At 42.4% G+C, this 18868-nt stretch carries 10 protein-coding genes; 6 read left to right on the forward strand and 4 right to left on the reverse strand.

From position 1 onward, the window contains the following. The first annotated feature begins 51 nt into the window (after positions 1 to 51). Positions 52 to 1263: an aldose epimerase family protein gene (locus tag PAARA_RS02260; RefSeq protein WP_062567460.1), complete on the forward strand. Its 1212-nt coding sequence runs from the start codon at positions 52 to 54 to the stop codon at positions 1261 to 1263. Positions 1264 to 1275: 12 nt separating this feature from the next. Further along, a complete protein-coding gene (locus PAARA_RS02265) occupies positions 1276 to 3222 on the forward strand; it encodes a family 43 glycosylhydrolase (RefSeq protein WP_245219872.1) in 1947 nt (648 codons plus the stop codon). 66 nt (positions 3223 to 3288) lie between these two features. Here the strand turns inward: PAARA_RS02265 and PAARA_RS02270 are convergent, their stop codons facing one another. From PAARA_RS02270 to PAARA_RS02285, 4 genes are all read right to left on the reverse strand, one after another. Further along, a complete protein-coding gene (locus PAARA_RS02270) occupies positions 3289 to 3705 on the reverse strand; it encodes a hypothetical protein (RefSeq protein ID WP_062567461.1) in 417 nt (138 codons plus the stop codon). Positions 3706 to 3827: 122 nt separating this feature from the next. Then, positions 3828 to 5831 (reverse strand): methyl-accepting chemotaxis protein, encoded by a 2004-nt coding sequence (locus tag PAARA_RS02275; protein ID WP_062567462.1) that lies wholly within the window; start codon positions 5829 to 5831, stop codon positions 3828 to 3830. A 195-nt stretch (positions 5832 to 6026) separates the two neighbouring features. Beyond that, complete coding sequence (locus tag PAARA_RS02280; RefSeq protein ID WP_062567463.1) at positions 6027 to 9437, reverse strand: LamG-like jellyroll fold domain-containing protein; 3411 nt, start codon at positions 9435 to 9437, stop codon at positions 6027 to 6029. 343 nt (positions 9438 to 9780) lie between these two features. Then, on the reverse strand, positions 9781 to 10743 hold the full coding sequence (locus tag PAARA_RS02285; RefSeq protein ID WP_062567464.1) for a glycoside hydrolase family 43 protein: 963 nt from the start codon (positions 10741 to 10743) through the stop codon (positions 9781 to 9783). Between the two features lie 601 nt (positions 10744 to 11344). On the opposite strand from PAARA_RS02285, the gene PAARA_RS02290 reads away from it, so the two are divergent. From PAARA_RS02290 to PAARA_RS02310, 4 genes are all read left to right on the forward strand, one after another. After that, positions 11345 to 14176 (forward strand): TonB-dependent receptor, encoded by a 2832-nt coding sequence (locus PAARA_RS02290; RefSeq protein WP_062567465.1) that lies wholly within the window; start codon positions 11345 to 11347, stop codon positions 14174 to 14176. Between the two features lie 269 nt (positions 14177 to 14445). Then, the gene (locus PAARA_RS02300) at positions 14446 to 15783 is read left to right on the forward strand and encodes an MFS transporter (RefSeq protein WP_062567467.1); all 1338 of its coding nucleotides are present in this window, start codon (positions 14446 to 14448) and stop codon (positions 15781 to 15783) included. A 77-nt stretch (positions 15784 to 15860) separates the two neighbouring features. Then, positions 15861 to 18305 (forward strand): glycoside hydrolase family 127 protein, encoded by a 2445-nt coding sequence (locus PAARA_RS02305; protein WP_062567468.1) that lies wholly within the window; start codon positions 15861 to 15863, stop codon positions 18303 to 18305. A gap of 10 nt (positions 18306 to 18315) precedes the next feature. Then, entirely contained in the window at positions 18316 to 18741 is a 426-nt protein-coding gene (locus tag PAARA_RS02310; protein ID WP_062567469.1) for an FKBP-type peptidyl-prolyl cis-trans isomerase, read from the forward strand. Positions 18742 to 18868 lie beyond the last annotated feature (127 nt).

The raw sequence follows: 18868 nt of genomic DNA on the forward strand, positions 1-18868 counted from the left end.
CCCTTATTTGTATTATAAAACTATAAATACAATTACAAAAAGGTTATTCATATGTCATTGCAATGTGTTTTACAAGGTTTAAAAACAACTCATCAAACAGCCAGTTCGAACACGAAAAAGTCGCGCGGGCTTTATGCATTGTTGGTGACATGCGGGATTGCCCTTACACCAGCGTGTGCTCATCAAGGAGATAACATGACGACTTCCCCTTCAGCATCAATGACGGCTTATGGCGTACTTGCTGATCAAACGCCAGTTAATCAAGTAACGCTGACTAACAGCAATGGTATTAGCGTTGATGTGATCAACTACGGCGGTATTATCACGCGTATTGAAACACCTGATGCAAAAGGCGAAATGGGTAATATTGTATTGGGTTTAGATAACCTAGAAGCGTACACAAAAGCAACGACTTACTACGGTGCCATCATCGGTCGCTTTGGTAACCGTATCGCAAACGGTAAATTCACGTTAAATGGCACTGAATACCAATTAGCAACCAACGATGGTGACAACCATTTACATGGTGGTGTGCAAGGTTTCGATAAAAAAGTGTGGAACATGACACCGTTCACGACACAAAATAGCGCAGGTGTTACCTTAAGCTTAGTGAGCCCAGATGGTGACCAAGGTTACCCAGGTGAAGTAACCACTGAAGTGACTTACACGCTAACGAACAACAACACGCTAGATATGCAGTTTATTGCCACAACAAGCAAGCCTACTATCATCAATATGACGCAACACAGCTACTTTAACCTAGCGGGTAAAGGCGACATTCTTGATCACCAAATGCAAATTAACGCAAAAGCAATTACCCCTGTCGATGGCGGCTTGATCCCAACGGGTGAGTTGATGGATGTGGCAGGCACACCGTTTGACTTCCGTACAGCTAAAGCAATTGGCCAAGATATCAAAGCAAGCAACGAACAGCTCAAACTTGGCAAAGGGTATGACCATAACTTTGTGCTTAAAGACACGCCAAGCAATGAGCTTATTGAAGCAGCGACGGTTTACGAAGCAAACTCTGGCCGTACGTTAACAGTTTACACAGAAGAGCCTGCGGTACAGTTTTATTCAGGTAACTTCTTAGACGGTAGTACCAAGCAAGCGTCTGGCTTAGTGCATAATTTTAGAAGTGGTTTTTGTTTAGAGCCACAGCATTTCCCTGATGCACCCAACCAGCCAACGTTCCCAAGCACAACTTTACTGCCGGGTGACGTGTATTCAACACGCATTGTGTACGAATTTGGTACAAAATAAAGGAACACAAACGTGAAAACAACAAAGCTTAAAAACGCAATGCAAAAGGCTGGTTTAGCTAGCCTATTTGCCTTGTCGTTTGGCGCGCTGACGGGCTGTCAGACTACGGCTGAAGACAACACAGCCAAAGCAGATGTCGCAGCCACAGCAAAAGCGCCAATTCAAGATGATGGTATTTTTACCAACCCACTTTTTCCTAATGGTGCCGATCCATGGCTTGAGTATTGGGATGGTAACTATTACCTAACCACAACAACATGGACATCTGAGTTAGTGATGCGTAAATCACCAACACTCGCGGGCCTTGCTGATGCAACACCTATCAATGTTTGGTCTGATTCAAACCCTGAACGTTGTTGTAACTTCTGGGCGTTTGAGTTCCATCGCCTAAAAGGGCCAAACGGCTACCGTTGGTACATGATGTACACAGCTGGTACTGATGGCACTTTAGATAACCAACACTTAAATGTATTAGAAAGTGCCGGTGATGATCCTATGGGTCCATACGAATATAAGGGCGCATTAATGCCTAACGTATGGAACATCGACGGTAACTACCTAACATACAAAGACAACCTGTATGTGATTTACTCTCAATGGCAGGGCGATCAGCAATTAAATATTATTGCTGAAATGGAAAACCCGTGGACACTGAAAGAGAACTCACCGCATACGGTGATCACGCGCCCTGAGCTAGATTGGGAAATCAGTGGCCGTAAAGTCACTGAAGGCGCTGAAATTTTACAGCACAATGGCCGTACGTTTATGACGTACTCAGCAAGCTTCTGTAATACGCCAGATTACAAACTAGGTATGCTTGAGCTTGTTGGTGACGATCCGCTTAAAGCGAGCAGCTGGAAAAAATACGACAAGCCAGTATTTGAGCGTACAGAAGAAGTGTTTGGCCCTGGCCACAACGGCTTTTTCACATCGCCAGACGGCACAGAAGATTGGTTAGTTTATCACGGTAATGATTCGGTAGAGCACGGTTGTAGTGCGACTCGCTCATTACGCGCACAAAAATTTACTTGGAATGACGATGGCACGCCAAGCTTTGGTAAACCATTAACACCAGGCGTTGAAGTCGCACCGCCATCAGGTGAATACGGTCCACTGGTAACGCGAGTACAAGGTCAACGTTACCAATTAGTGAATGCAACAAGCGGCTTATGTTTAGACATCGCAGCTGATCCACAAGATGCACGTGCAGTTCAACGTCAGTGTGCAAGCACCAATGGTCAATGGGTTATTGATGCAACAACAGATGGTTTTGTTCGTTTAGCTAACCGTGAAGACAGCAAGTTCTTAGAGCTTGAAAGCTGTAATGACGCAGATAACGCTAAAGTACAATCAGCAGCATGGCGCAATAACTTCTGCCAACAGTGGAAAGTAGCACCAAGTACAGATGGTAATGTCTCTATTACTAACCGTTACACAGGCAAGCCATTAGCGGTTGCTGGTTGTTCTGCCGCACAAAACCAAGCAGTTTTACAGCAAAGCGACGCAACAGCGTGTGGCGACTGGCAATTACGCCCTATGGGCAGTGTTGTCGTATTAAGCCAACAAAGTGGTAAAGCACTTAGCGTGGCTGGTACGGTTAAAGCGGGTACCAATGTTGAGCAACAAGCTTTTACGCATAAAGATGCACAGCAATGGTTCTTCACACCAACAGATACAGGCTATGTAAGCCTTAAACAAAGCGCTGATAGCGAGTTCTGTGCTGCGGTAGCTGATAATGCCTTAGTACCAGGTGCCAACGTAGAAATGGCTTCTTGTGCAGCGAAAACAGCACAGTGGCGTATTGCTCCAGTAGAAGGTGGTGGTGTGATGCTTATCAACCGCTACACAAAACAAGCACTTGGTTTAAGTAACTGTGGTTTAGCTGAAAACACTAACTTCGCACAACAGCCTAATTTAGGTAACAAGTGCCAAGTGTTCCATCTGCGTGAACCAAATTAAGTTATAAGTAATAAATCGACTCAACCAAAGCCACTTCATTTATGAGTGGCTTTTTTGCGCTCATTTTCACACCAGCGCACTAATTAATACACCTGGATCGCTGATACCGGCCTCTTTCATTGCATCTGCGATAGCTTGGCTTAGTGACATAACTTGGTTTTGTAACCCCATGACTATTTCAAGTTGTATTTCGATTTGTGTTTTAACTGCATCATCTTGTTGGTTTTCTGAGGCTTGTAGTTTTGCAAGTTGCTCTTTTGCTTGCTCAAGTTGTTCTTTTAAAAGTTCTAACTGGGCGAGCATTTTTTGAATTGCAGCTGGCAGTTCACTCTTTTTTTCTTGCGCTTTTGTTTCTGCTGTTTGTTGTCCAGAAAGTGTTGCTCTCTCAGCAATAGAGAAACGATAGTCGGATGTAGTATCGTCTTTTGCCGTCGATTTTTGGTTATCTATGTTCAGGGCATGCGCTAACGAGTTAATATTCATCGCGGTTAAGTATAAGTGAAGAATAAGTTAGTATCGGCAATGGGGACTATTTCTTTAGCTTTTATTTAATGTGGCACTGGAGCTGTTACCTCGATACCGACAAACTGGTATCGAGGTTTTGATTAATCTGCTTTAAAGAAACTAATTTGCCGTTTGAGCCCTTCGGCAAGGGTTTTTAAGTCGTCAGCAGAGCTTATTGTGCCTTGGGTGCGCGCTTCACTGTCTTTTGCAAGTTGACTTATTTGATGAAGGTTTTGTGTTATTTCTTGTGCGACTGTGCTCTGCTGATCGGTCGCTTCAGCAATGTTACTTGAGGAGCGGGTTAATTCCCCAATACTGATGGTAATAGACTCTAATTGCTCTCCTGTCTTTTTGCCTTCTTCTGAAGACTTAAGCCCTAGCTGCTGGCTTTGTTTCATCTTTTCTGCCGCCATGGTAACTTGGCTTTGTAGTTGCTCGATAGTTTGGCTTATTTCGACAATCGATTTTTGTGTGCGCTGAGCTAAAGTTCTGACCTCATCGGCAACAACTGCGAAGCCTCGTCCTTGTTCACCTGCTCTGGCCGCTTCAATTGCTGCATTTAGGGCTAATAAATTGGTTTGCTCAGCAATGGCATTAATAACCTCAGTCACTTTACTTATTTCATTGCTAGCATCATTCACCTTTTCTACCGCATCATGGCTATTATTAAGTTGCTGACTAAGCAGCATTAAATCATTGATGACTTGCGTTAATTGGCTTTGTCCTGATTGGGCATCTTTATCAACTTGAAGTGTCTGGTTCGCGCCTTCAGTGGCATTATGTGCAACATCTTTTATCGAGCACGACATTTGCTCTATTGCCGTTGCAATTTGCGCGGTTTGTGCCATCATTTCATGGGCTTCTTGGCCATTTTGTTGTGCTAAGTGGTGAGCCGCTGATGCTTGTGTTTCAAGTTGTACTATTGATGTTTGTAAAGCCAGTATTAGCTTTTTAAGCTCCACAGACATTTTACTTACACTTGCTGTAATCGTTATTACTTCGTTGTCACTGGGCTGGTTAGTGGCTTCGATGTGCTGCAATAAGTCACCTTTACCTAGAGCATCAACTGTTTTGGTCAGTCTTTTAAGTGGTGCGAGTGTCCTTACTAGTCCCCAAAACAGTAAAAGGCTAATCATGATAACGCCGGCGATAGAGGCCAGTGCATTCACACGCATTAATTGCCAGCTTTCGTCATTTAGCTCATGTGCTTTTACACGGGCGAGTAGTGTCCAATTCCAGCCTTTTACTTTTTTTGCAAGTGCAAACATCGCTTCATTGTGTTGGTCGGTGTAATAGACATGTTCGTTTGAGTCGGTTTGCTCAATCGGCAATCCTTGCAAGGTTTGCTTTGTTAACTGTTCTCCTGATTGACTATGCGGACCTACAATAATTGTGTTATTGGCATTATTGAATAGTAACAGCTTCCCTGATTCTTCTATTGTTAGATTTGCAACAGACTCTCTGAGGGCATTAAGAGAGTCGTTTATATTAAAGCCAATATAAAGTATACCTATGACCCGGTTAGTACTATTTTTAATAGGCTTATACACAGTCATGTATTCATTTCCGAAGAGTTTAGCGTACCCTTCATATTCTTCTCCCGCAATGAGCTTTTCGTAACCTGGGTGCTTGTTTCCTAGGTAAGTACCTACAGCTCGTTCGCCATTGTCTTTTTTTAATGACGTGGCAATACGGAAAAAGTCATCACCATCTCTTACAAAAACTGTTGCATTGCCTTTTGTCAGATCTGCATAACGATCGACCATATTCATATTGTTATTAATTAACTCGCCGTTATGCGCTAATGATGGAACCTGATATTGACCGACTTGTGTTTTTTGTTCACTTAACGTAATTGAACCAGAGTACATATCGCTAAATACATTTGCATTTCGCCGTGCAATGCCAAGTAAGCTGTTATATTGAAGTTCGAGGAGAGATGATATTTGGTTAAGGTTAGCCTTGATCGTATGTTCACTTTTATTAGTTAAAATTGTTTTAGCACTGAAATAAGATGAGGCACCAACGATGGAGAATACACATAAGGATAATATAAATGCGAGTGCACCAATTTGTTTTGCTATAGGCCAGTTCCGAAAGTTCATAGTACGCCCTTTAAATAGTAGCATTGTGTATAAGTTAGTTATTAACTCATAAAATGCCAATGTATTGGTAATCTACTTATCGGCAGATCAGCTTAATAATGAATGATTATTTTGTTTTAGGTAAGAAAAAAGCCGAGTTTTCACTCGGCCTTTCCTGACAACACATAAGTAAGGTGAGACAGCTCACCTTACTTATTACTCTTCTTGTGCAGAAGCTGCGTCAAAGAGTGCTTTTATTTCTTCAGCACTAATCGCACCGTTGAAAATTTTCAGTTCATCAATAGCCCCGTTGTAGGGGGTATCCCAGTAGTTAACACCTAGGGCAAACTCGTTGGTTTCACCAGGGACTGTGAATACGCGAGGGAAACCGCCCGTTTCTAGCTGTAGTTCACCGTTCACGTACATTTTTATCGTGTCGCCGTTGGTGCCATCAACCGTAAAGGCAAGGTGAGTCCACTCTTTGAGAGGAATACGACTATCTAGCTCAGCATTATCGAAGAATGCACCGTTATTTGCCCATAAGCGGGTAAGCGCCGTTCCAGACATTGATGGAACATAACTTAACCAAGTGTCCGCACTCGCACCCGCGAAGAATGCGGTTGTGTAATCTGTGAAGCTTTCAGGTTTCAACCACATAGATACAGAGTAGTCATTGGTGGTAATTAGGTTATCCGGTAAACGAACCCCCGAACCGTCAAGAAATACGGCTTGGCCTATAATGCCATCTACATAAGTAACATTGCCGCCAGTATTATTAATTAAACCGCCAGTTGGTTTACCCGCTGCGTAGGCACCGTTTAAAGCACTTAAGTCACCTTCAAAGCTGTACTCAGCAGGGGCAAGTGATTTTAAGGTTACATCGAATGACTTGGTATCTGTGAAGTCTTTGTATCGAATAGTAGCCGTTAATGTCACGACTTGGTCGCCAGCTGTCGCACTTGGCTGAGTGACAATAGCTGTGCCATTGACGGGTTTTAAATATTGTTCGTTGTTGGATGTCCAGCTGATCCCTGATACAAATGGACCAACGCGAGGTAATTCGAAGTTCTCACGTACTGCAGATATATCACCTAAATCAAGGGCATTTGTGATAAAGCCTTCAAACTGAGTTGGATCAGTTAAGTTGTTAATCGCTGCACCGTTAATATCTAGGCTATTGAGTGCGTAGTCATACACAATGAACTCATCAATTTGGCCTTGGAACGGTAAATCCCAGCCATAGTTTACACCTAATGCAAAGTTACCTGTTTGTGTATTAAACATGTCGGGTCTTTGTATTGAACCAATTCTTTTGCCATCTTTATAAAGAGTAGCTGTTTGGTCTACATAAGTAATTGCAATATGCGACCAAGCTAATGGGGCTGGTGTAGTTTGGTTTACATCACCCCAAACATCTTTATTATTTTCATCAAAATAATGGCTCCAAAGGAATGAAGGAGAATTTGCTGGTACGACACTTATCCAGTTATCAACGGATGCTGCGGCAAAGAAAGTTGGAGAAAAGTCTGTGATTTTCTCAGGATTAATCCAATAAGAAACGGTGAATTCTGAGGTTGTAATTAAATTATCAGGTAAACGAACACCCGTTGCACCGTCAAAGTTAAAGGCTTTACCTGTTTGACCATCAGCGAAAGCGGTTGTGCCTACACCTACATTTAATAGATTGTTGTCAGTTACACCAGCATCATCTAGATTACCTAAGGCGTCGCGTAGTGAATCTTCAAATTGATAATGGGCAATTGCATTTCTAAATTCAGGTCGTGCTTTTAGGTTTACATTGAATGTTTTTGTTGCAACTTCACCATTAAGCTCTAGCGTTGCAGTTAAAGTGACTGCTTGATCACCTCGATCCGGCGTTGGGATAAAAATAGAACCATCTGTATCAATATAATACTCATTGCTAGACTGCCAAGTAATTTTTGTACCTGCTTTGCCTTTCGTTGGAAGTGAGTAACCATCGTCAGCGATTGTAAGCTCAGTTTTTATATTTAACGCATCTTGTATTGTTGCTAGAATTGTCTCAGACTCATTAATTTGCGCAACTTTTGTGCCCCATACTGTCGCATTATCTAAAGATGAGGCCGAAAAAGTAACGACTAGATCTTGTTTATTGTCATCCCATTGCCATTTTGCGACCCCGTAATAAGTCCCTGAATCAAGCTCTAGTTTGATATTTGAGTCATCAACCATGTACCAGATACCCTGCTCATCACCGGTAACAGAATGATCTTCGTTAAGAGCAATATGCATTGAACGAATAGCGTCGGTGTTTACCTCATTACCGTGGTTGATAAACTTGTAATAACCGTAAAGTTCATCTGCCACAACCATGTTGTCGCCTTCAAGCGGCACATAGCGTTGTGGTGAAGCCACTGGCCAGCCTAATGAGTTGATAAACATTTCGTGAACACGCACTTGGTGCGCTTCTGAAGTTGTTGGGAACTCAGTCGATGTTTGCGGGAAACGTGTATGCGTTACTAAAATATGACGACCTGTCGCTTCATCGTAGTAAGCAGAGTTATGACCTGGTGATTGGTAGCCCCATGCTGGTGCTGTTTCACCAAGTTCTTGCGTGTACTCAAAACCACCCATTAACTTTTCGCCCACTTCAAGTCCGCCCATTGCAGCAATGTCGTTACCAGCGTTATCTAGGTAAGGGCCGTCAGGTGTTTTTGAGCGAGCAACACGGATGTTGTAACCATCGTTTAGCGCAAAACCAGCGACTGAGTAGAATAGGTAGTAGTATTCACTTTCGGGGCTGTACATCACAAATGCACCTTCCATTGCTCGAAAGTCACCGCCTACCAGCTTTTTACCATAGCCTTGACCTGCTTCTGGCATACCGGTCTCTTCATTCATAGCTAGCACGAAAATACCGCCAGAATAGGAGCCGTAAACCAGCCAAAGTTTGCCGTTTGCATCATAGAAGGCTGCAGGATCAATGGCGTTTGGATCAACGGCACCATTCCATGTCGTTTGACCGTTATCAAGTGGGTATGCTGAAAATTCAGCATCAGAGCGATAACCGCTGCGTAAGAAAATACCTTTGTTTTTATAAGGGCCTTCAATGTTGTCAGCTTCGGCTAAGCCAAGGTAAGAGCGATTCCAGCACACTTCATCAACCACATCTGCGGTATCTGGGTTATCTTGTGCGCAGTGGTTATAGTAAAACCAAAATTTGCCATTTGGCGCTTTGATTACATCTGCTGCCCAGTTTCCTGTGAAGCCATCTGTCCACTCAATACCTTCGGCAATTTCAGCTGTGTAGTTGTAGTCAAATAGTGGACTTTCGTTAACAGCTGCGTTAGCTGAGAGGCTCGAAATTATTTCCCAGTTTAAGAGATCAGTTGATTTAGCGGCAGCAAGATGAGAGCCAAAAATATAATAGGTGTCGTCAACTTTAACCACAGAAGGATCGTGCACGCTTACATTAGTCATCATGACACTACCTGATTCAGTGTATTGAACACTGCTGCTTACACTTGGTTTTGCACTTTGCGGGTCGGCAACCGCAGGTGATGAGTCAAGCTTAGTACCCTCTTCTTTACCACAACCTGTAACAGCCAAAGAGCAGGCTATGATCATGGCTAATTTATTTAATTTCATTTTATGTGTCCTCTTGAAACTGGGATTCATTTTTTTATTCGATTGTTGTCAATAAAATTGCCGCGTGCCTATATCAAACTAATAAGAACGTAGTATTGTAATTTTATAGTACTATTTGAAATGTGCAAATACTTTTGCAAATGTAATTAAGGTGTAAACGCAAGGTTTCATATTTTACAATGTGTATAGGCGTATTTTTAATTTTTTTGAGAGGCCGATTTTGATGTTTGCTGAGCCATATTTAGCTTTTTAATTTAATTTTAGACTAGAAGAAGGCGAGGAAAGTGTTTATTTGTATTATATATAGGCAATAAAAAGGGCTCTTAAAGAGCCCTTCTTGAAATTATTTGTCTTGTTTACTGAGGCCTTCAGTGGTCATAATAATGCGCTTAAGCGTGCCATCTTCGTTGTAGTAAAGTGGCTCAATAGCGACCGAACGACGAAAACGCCCGCCACTTGGTTTGCCATCAATCGGTGGCACTGCACCAGTATGGTAAATAAAGTAGTCTTTACCTTTATATTCGATAATTGATTGGTGGTTGGTTTCGCTGTTACCCGCTATTTCATTCAAGATGCCTTTATATTCCCAAGGCCCGTGAATGCTTTTACTCATGGCATAACAGATCTTCTCTGGGAACTCACAGGCATAAGATACATAGTAGTTGTCGTTTTTCTTGTGAACCCATAACGCTTCGGTAAAGTTAGGCAAGTCCAGCGTTTTAATTTCACCATCAAGAGACAGTAAGTCGTCGCTGAGCTTTACATATTTAGGCATTAAGTTACCAAAGAACATGTAAGTATCGCCGTTTTCTTCAGTGAAAATAGCAGGGTCGATGTCGTCCCAATCATTTGGCGTATGTTTGGTCATGTCATCGGTTACAAGCGCATGACCAATGGCATCTTTAAATGGACCTGTTGGTGATTTAGAGGTGGCAACACCAATTGCAAAACCGGGTTTTGTGTCATTGTGGCGCACTGTGGTAAAGAAATAGAAAGTACCATCACGCTCAATCATGTGTGAAGCCCACGCTTGGCCCTTAGCCCATTTAAAGTCAGTGGCTTTCATTATTGGGCCGTGTTTTTTCCAGTTCACCATATCGGTAGAAGAAAAAGCCAGCCAATCATGCATTTCAAAGAAGACATCATTATTAGGGGCTTCATCATGGCCTGTATAAAGGTATACGGTGTCGTTGTGTACAAGTGCAGCTGGGTCAGCAGTAAATACATCGGTAAACAGTGGATTTTGTGCAACGGCTAAACTGCTTGAGAAGAGTAAAGGCAGTGTTAAGGCTTTGAGTTTCTTCATGAGTGTCCTCTTTGACTAATAATTGTTGTTCGAGCTATTACTTTGTCCACACTTAGATCTAACTTAAACAGCCCAAGTAATAAGCACTGTACGTTAAATTATACTGGGTAACTGATTGTTTACATCGCAACGATTTAGTCAGTGCAGTTAAAAGTAAACTTATATTGTATTATTGTATTTCAATATTAATAGTAGCATTAAAATGTGCAAGGTAAATAACTTGTTAGTCCTTTCTTGTTGTTTCTTATAAATTAAAAGAGAGTTTAGATGATCTGTTACTCATCTTTATCTTAATGATTATTATAGCCTTTTCATGGTTTTTTATATTTAAAATAGCCTTTCATATGTTTGTAACATGCTATAATCAAAGTGTTTTTGTAAACATAGCGACACTTATTTTAATTTATTAATTTTGAGTTGACTGTTAAATAGTCATACAATATGATTAAAGTTCAGGCAGCAAAGTATTAACATAAAAAATGTAGATTCACTCGCGCACCGTTTTGACAACATACGATGCACAATACAGTGGTCTCGCTTCGGTAACTGAATGGGGAAAGTTCAGCGGGCCGATATAACTATAATTTGGAGAACACCGCTTATGTTTAAAAGAACACACATAGCCAGTGCTGTAGTTATGGCATTTACTTGTCAATTTGCTTTTGCTCAAGAGGAAACGCCAACCACTCCTGAGAATAGCGCTGATGAAATGGAAGTGATTCAGGTATCTGGTATTCGCGGCAGCTTAAACAAAGCATTAGATGAAAAGCGTGCAAGCGTTCAGATAGTCGATGCCATTGTTGCAGAAGATATTGGTAAGTTTCCTGATAATAACGTAGTTGAAGCATTACAACGTGTAACGGGGGTACAAACAACGGGTCGTGGTGCTGGTGAAGTAAGTGCAGTTTCAATTCGTGGCTTAACCGATGTTAATACAACTATAAATGGTCGTGCCATCTTTACTGGTGCGGGTCGTGATGTTTCACTACAAGATATTCCAGCAAGCCTTTTATCAGGCGTCACTGTTTATAAAACGCGCTCGGCAGATCAAATTGAGCGTGGTATCGCAGGGGCAATTGACATTAAAACGCACCGTCCATTCAACTTTGAAGGTGAAAAAGTCGTTTTAGCAGCACGTGCAATTTATTCTGATCAGTCTGATGAAATTGATCCTAATATCAGCGCCCTCATTAGCAATCGCTGGGATTTAGAGGGAGCTGGTGAATTTGGTGCGCTATTTAACGTCTCTTATGCAGAAACTAATTATCGCGATGACACAATAACAGCGGGCGCGGCATTCCCATTCTTTACAGATAAACCAGCTGTTGGTTATTCACCTTATTCTCGTATTCCAAATAATGACTCGCAGGGGAATTTGATTTGGCAGGCGGGACTTGAAAGTGGTTTGCCTTCGGCTGCTGGTTCAACATTAAATGTTGATGGTGTACCAACAGAATATTTGTTAGCTCGAGATGCGATTTTCGGTACGTCTTTTACAGGTGTTCGCAAACGACCTGCTGCATCAATATCACTCCAATGGGCTCCTAATGAAACGTTGGAAATTACAGCGGAAGGTTTCTATACCGGTTATGATAATCAGTCTCAAAACGCATTATGGTTCTCAAATACCTTTGAAAATGGTAATGGGAATATTGATACCCCCGTTGTGTTTGATGGTACTAATGTCATTAAAGAGAAACAAGCTATTGGTGCTGGTGGCTTCCAAAGTGGCGACTCTAACTCTGAAAAAACAGACAGTTACCTATATGCACTCGGCGCCGAGTGGCAAGCAAGTGATTACTTAACAATTAACACAGAACTTGTTTATCAAGAAAGTGAGTTTGAAAGCGACTTTTTTGGTATGCGGTTTGATCGTGTTGCTACAGGGTTAGATGTAGACTTTAATGATAATGACGGAATGCCAGGTATTGCATTTTGGGATGATCCGAACACAGCTTTAAATGAAGCAGACATGGCAGCCATCGAAAACTGGAATGCGAGTACATTATACGATAATGGCGGAGGCAACCGAGGCGACGCTCTTACATTTACTTTTGATGCGGAGTACTTAATTGGCGGTACATATTTCGATAAAGTAAAATTTGGTGGTCGTTATGAAAACCGCACCGCAGAGGAGTTTACACGTACTCAGGACAGTGGCATAGCGGATACATCTCTTGCAAGTCTAATTGAACAACTTGCAGCAGCGGGTGCATCGGGTGATGGCTCAGGTGTGGTGTATCAAGTTAATGATTATTTAGATGGTCGTGCAGACGTTTTTGATAGCTTTATTACAGCGGACGGTGGTTACTTACTAAATAATGCGAATGCAATTCGCGGGATTTACGGACTTGAAGCGGAAGATAAATATAAAACCTTTGATATTGAAGAAGATTCATATGCACTTTATGCAACAACGAACTTTTTCTTAACCGAAGATATCAGTGGTGAAATTGGTGTACGTTATGTGAGCTATGAACAAGATATGAAGTTTACAGCTGAAACTGGCACTAATACCAATGTATTTGATACTAGCTCTGCAACTGCAGATGTAAGCAAAGTTCTACCAAGCTTTATGCTTAACTGGAATATTACCGATGATGTGGTTGGCCGTGTAGCGTATACAGAAACGCTGCGTATGCCTAACTTTGCTGATTTGAATGCGCTTCAGTATTGGACTGATCCACTTACTGAGGGGGCGATTTATGGGGAAGGCACTGGCGGTAACCCTGAATTAAAACCGACAGAATCGACTAACTATGATGTTTCCCTTGAGTGGTATTTTGCTGATACAAGTTCACTTTACGCAGCATATTTTAAGCGTGAAATTGAAGGCCTAGTTGTACCTGGCCGCAAAACAGTTGTACGTGAAGGTAACGATGGCGTCACTCGTCCATACGTATTAAGTGCACCCGTTAATGCTTCCAATGGTGAGCTATCAGGTTTCGAGTTAGGTTTAGTTTACTTCCCTGAAGAATTACCTGAATACTTGAATGGCTTAGGTGTGCAAGCAAGTTACACACTGCTTGATTCATCTCAAGACACGCCTGACTTTGACGAAGCAGGTAATATTTCTCGCTATGTAGAATCAGAGATGGCGGGTGTATCTGATGAATCATATAGCATCGTAGGTATTTATGAGCGTGATTCATTCGATATGCGTTTATCTTATGTATGGCGTTCAGAGTTTTATACGGGTAATGAAGCCGCTATCTTTGCTAATCCTTTGCAGTTTTGGAGCCGCCCAGAACAAAGCTTAGACTTCCAATTTAGCTACAATATCAATGAAGATTTTGTTGTGACCTTTGATGCAACAAACATCCTAGATGATGTTTACCAAAGTTACTACGGTGAAGGCAACGACAACCTATTTAACTTTAGTAATGCTATTTACTCACGCACATTTGCCTTGGGTGCACGTTATTCTTTCTAATTCTTAATTAGACCCAAAAACCCCAGCCCTGCTGGGGTTTTTTATTCGTAAAGCGCATGTTTGTTATCAGTCGAAAAGTGTTGCGATTTAATTAGTATGATAATACTATTAATTGAATTAGCATTAAATTTACAAAAATAACGAACGCAATGGCCAAGCTGTGTACTATCTAGGGCTGTAAATTTATTTGATACGCAGTGTTGAAGGCTTGTCATCATTGCTCGAAATAGTGAGCGTTGCTCATTATTGACCATTTAGGGTGTTGTTGTATGGAATCTCAAAAGTTATCCGTTGTAGAAAAGGTCGGCTTTGGTGCCGGTGACATGGCAGTGAATGTCATGGTAGCAGCGTTATTCTATTTTATGTCTTTCTTTTACACCGATATTTACGGGCTTGATCCGGTTGATATGGGTGTGTTGTTTTTAGTGGCGCGTTTTGTTGATGCCTTTACCGATCCTTTAATGGGAGTGATCACCGATAAAGTGAAAACGCGTTGGGGTCAGTTCCGTCACTGGTTCTTATTTTTATCTGTACCTTATGGTCTGTCGGTGATTTTACTCTTTACTACGCCTGATTTTGACTACAACATGAAACTAGCTTGGGCCTATGCGACTTACCTGTTTGCAACCTTAATGTTTACCGGTGTCGCTATTCCTTATATTTCTTACATTGGTGTCTTAACCGCCGATCCAAAAGAGCGTTTGTCAGCCAACGGCTACCGTATGTTTTTCGCTAAGATTGCCAATGTAGTGATTGTATTTTCAGTGCCGCTGCTTGCATCATATTGGGGAGATGGCAGCTTGTCGTATGGTTATAAACTGGCAATGGCGTTGGTATCGGCATGTGCCGTTGCACTGTTCTTATTTTGTTTTTTTACAACGCGCGAACGTATTACTCACGAGCCGCAAAAAGAAAGTGTGCTTACGCAATTAAAAGTGCTACTTAAAAACGATCAATGGTTATTGCTGTGTGCGGCATGTGTACTTGGTACGCTTGGTTATGCGATTCGCGGCAGTGTTGCTATGTATTACGCAACCTATTATTTAGGCGTGCCTGATTTAGCAGGTGCCTTTACTAGTGCGGGTATTGCAGCATCTATTGTCTCTATGGTAGCAAGCACCTGGATCACCCAGCGCTACTGTAAAATGAAGTTATTTCGTCAATCACAAATTGCTGTGCTATTCATCTCATTGCTAATGTATTTTGTGGTGCAGCCGGGTGATGTAATGATGGCATTTGTGCTGTATATCATCTTGTCATTTGTGGTTGATTTACACGCGCCAGTATTCTGGTCTGCGATTGCAGAAGCCGTAGATTACGGTGAAATTAAAGACGGTGTTCGTGCATCAGGCCTATCGTTTGGTGGTATTTCATTCTGTCAAAAAGCTGGGGGTGGCTTAGCTGGCTTAGCGGGTGGTTTATTACTGGCATTTTTTGAGTACAAGCCTAACGTTGAGCAAACCGAATTCACCCTAATGGGCTTAGCACTGATGCTAACTATCATTCCTGGTGTATTTCATGCACTGCTTGGCTTGATCTTAAAAAAATACAAAATCACCGATGAATACTACACGAATATGGTCATTCATAAGCGCCTACCACACTAACCATCCTTTAAGCGCACACACTTAAAAAGTGTGTGCGCTTTGCTCTTTAAAATAACAATTCGCTGGGAGACAACAGTATGAACACATTCAAAGTTAGCTATTTAGCAAGCGTTTGCGCTGCAATATTAACTGTGAGCGGTTGCAGTGAGCTGCCAACAGACAGTACACAAGCCGTTTCTGTAGAGCATGCTGAACATACCAGCGAACAACATTTATTTGCTCTCAACCAAGTCAGTTTAAGCGCCAGCCCGTTTTTACATGCACAGCAAACAAATGTGCGTTATTTATTAGCACTTCATCCTGATCAGCTTCTTGCTCCTTATTTGCGTGAAGCCGGTCTTGAACCAAAAGCGCCTAACTATGGCAACTGGGAAAGCACAGGCCTTGATGGCCATATTGGCGGACATTACCTTTCAGCCTTGAGCCTTGCATGGGCAGCCACGGGTGACGAAGAATTAAAGCAGCGTTTAGATTACATGCTAAGCGAGCTGGATCGCGCTCAACAAGCCACAGGTGGTTACTTAGGCGGTATCCCAAATGGCGATGAAATGTGGCAGCAGATCGAAAAGGGTGAAATCAAAGCTGATTTATTCAGCTTAAACGACCGCTGGGTGCCGCTTTATAACATCGATAAAATCTTTCATGGCTTGCGCGATGCATACGACGTAGCCGGCAGTGATAAAGCAAAACAAATGTTATTTAAGTTAGGCGAATGGTTCTTAGCGACCACTGCTAAGCTAACTGATGAGCAAGTTCAACAAATGCTGTACTCAGAGCATGGTGGCTTAAATGATGTGTTTGCTGATATGTACTTTATTAGTGACGATGAGCGTTACTTAAAACTAGCTCGCCAGTTCTCTCATAACATCATTATTGAACCCTTATTACACAAAGAAGATAAGTTAACGGGCCTGCATGCCAATACGCAAATTCCAAAAATTATTGGTATGTTGAAAGTGGCTAATGCCAGCGATGATAAAGCATGGCAGCAAGGTGCTGACTTTTTCTGGAAAACAGTCAGCCAAGAGCGCTCAGTATCAATTGGCGGTAACTCTGTACGTGAACATTTTCACGATAAAAGTGACTTCACGCCAATGGTTGAAGATGTTGAAGGCCCAGAAACCTGCAACACTTACAACATGATGAAACTGAGTAAGTTACTGTTCTTAAAAACCGGTGATACGCGTTATTTAGACTATTATGAGCGCGCCACATATAACCATATTTTATCGTCACAACACCCAGAGCATGGTGGTCTTGTTTACTTTACCTCGATGCGTCCAGGGCATTACCGCATGTATTCATCAGTGCAAGATTCAATGTGGTGTTGCGTAGGCTCAGGTATTGAAAATCACAGCAAATATGGTGAGCTGATTTATAGCAATACCGGTAAAGAGTTATGGGTGAACTTATTTATTCCGAGCACGTTAAATTGGCAACAACAGGGTTTACAGATCACCCAAGACAGCCAATTCCCAGATGATAACAAGGTCTCACTGACCGTGGATCGTTTGTCTGAAGGGCAAAGCACCGAGTCAGTAATTCATATTCGTAAGCCGTCTTGGCAGCAGGATGAGCTGAGCTTTACTCTAAATGGACAAGCTGTAAGCGCAACCGAAAAAGACGGTTATTACAGCATCAGCCATGCTTGGCAAAGCGGTGACAAACTTGCCTTTGAACTTAGCCCTAAGCTTTATACTGAGCAGCTACCTGATGGTCAGCATTATTATTCGGTGATGTACGGACCTGTTGTCATGGCTACCAAAGTACACGCTTTTGCAAATGAAAAGCTTAACTTTGTTGCCGATAATAGCCGTATGGGCCACATTGCCGCAGGGCCGACTTGTCCGCCAGAAGCGCTGCCAATTATGCTGAGTGAGCCAGAAAAATTTATTGCCGATCTCACTCGTAAGCCAGGCCAAGAGCTCGCATTTATCGCCGATAAAAATGTGGCGATTGCTAAACAAGGTATCGATAACACCAAAAGCACGGAGTTAATTCCGTTCTTCCGTTTACACGATAGCCGCTATCAAGTGTATTGGCCGCAGCAAAGCAAAGCTGAGTTCACGCAATTTGTTGCCGGTGCAAAAGCGGCTGAACAAGCGAAAGAGCAACTTCGTTTATTAACCGTTGATCAAATTACGCCGGGTGAGCAACAACCTGAAGTCGAACACGATTTTAAAGGTGAAGGAACCCGTGCAGGTGTCAATAATGGCTACCATTGGCGCGATGCAACAGGTTGGTTTGAGTATCAGCTTAGTAACCCAGAACAAAAAGCGGTTGCTTTGCGTGTTCGCTATTTTATTGGCGATGTGAACCGTCACTTCTCTATTAATTTAAATGGTGAGCAATTAGCTGCAGTTAGTTTGCCTGTAGGTAGACCAACGGATGAGTTCTACACCATTGATTACCCATTAACAGAGGCAATGAAAAAGTCGACAACGCTGACCTTACGTTTTGCTGCCGACAAAGACTCTGTTGCCGGTGGTATCTATGGTATTCGTTTAATCAACGCACAATAAAGAGTTGGCTATGTTAAGCAACAATGCGTTTGCGACGGCTAAAGAGCATGTTTTACCGTCGCTTTTAGATAACAGCGCCGAGCAACACAGTTTTTACCAAACACCCACAGGGCTTGGTTATCGAATAATTGAGCAAGGTCAGGGGGATAAACCAAGTTGGGATGCCACAGTGACTGTGCATCAACGCCTTACCCTTAAAAATGGTCGGGTGTTATTCGATACTCGCAAGCAAGGTGCTGCTGTAGAGTACGAAATTGCAGAGGCGATAGTGGGCTTGCAGGAAGCATTGCAATTAATGAATAAAGGCAGTCGCTTTGAGGTACTAATACCTGCGCATCTGGCACGCGATGTGTACAGCGTAATTATTGACCAGAAACATCAACAAGGCTGTCAAAGCCCCATGCTCGTTGATATTACCTTGCTTGATTTCGTGTAGCAGATTTCATATCGCGTTGTTTGTTTCTTTTGTTGAGGTTTAACGTAGGGGGTGACGCGAGGTTCGACGCGCGGTAAACCCGCTGCTACAGGGATCGTAGCAGCGATTTTATATCGCGTTTGTTTGT

The sequence above is a fragment of the Pseudoalteromonas arabiensis genome, from assembly GCF_001550155.1.
Lineage (GTDB): Bacteria > Pseudomonadota > Gammaproteobacteria > Enterobacterales > Alteromonadaceae > Pseudoalteromonas > Pseudoalteromonas arabiensis.

What these genes read in the sequence shown, in the direction of transcription:
- PAARA_RS02260 (WP_062567460.1), top strand. Translation starts at nt 52, where the DNA reads ATGTCATTGCAATGTGTTTTACAAGGTTTAAAAACAACTCATCAAACA.
- PAARA_RS02270 (WP_062567461.1), bottom strand. Translation starts at nt 3,705, where the DNA reads ATGAATATTAACTCGTTAGCGCATGCCCTGAACATAGATAACCAAAAA.
- PAARA_RS02275 (WP_062567462.1), bottom strand. Translation starts at nt 5,831, where the DNA reads ATGAACTTTCGGAACTGGCCTATAGCAAAACAAATTGGTGCACTCGCA.
- PAARA_RS02280 (WP_062567463.1), bottom strand. Translation starts at nt 9,437, where the DNA reads ATGAAATTAAATAAATTAGCCATGATCATAGCCTGCTCTTTGGCTGTT.
- PAARA_RS02285 (WP_062567464.1), bottom strand. Translation starts at nt 10,743, where the DNA reads ATGAAGAAACTCAAAGCCTTAACACTGCCTTTACTCTTCTCAAGCAGT.
- PAARA_RS02290 (WP_062567465.1), top strand. Translation starts at nt 11,345, where the DNA reads ATGTTTAAAAGAACACACATAGCCAGTGCTGTAGTTATGGCATTTACT.
- PAARA_RS02300 (WP_062567467.1), top strand. Translation starts at nt 14,446, where the DNA reads ATGGAATCTCAAAAGTTATCCGTTGTAGAAAAGGTCGGCTTTGGTGCC.
- PAARA_RS02305 (WP_062567468.1), top strand. Translation starts at nt 15,861, where the DNA reads ATGAACACATTCAAAGTTAGCTATTTAGCAAGCGTTTGCGCTGCAATA.
- PAARA_RS02310 (WP_062567469.1), top strand. Translation starts at nt 18,316, where the DNA reads ATGTTAAGCAACAATGCGTTTGCGACGGCTAAAGAGCATGTTTTACCG.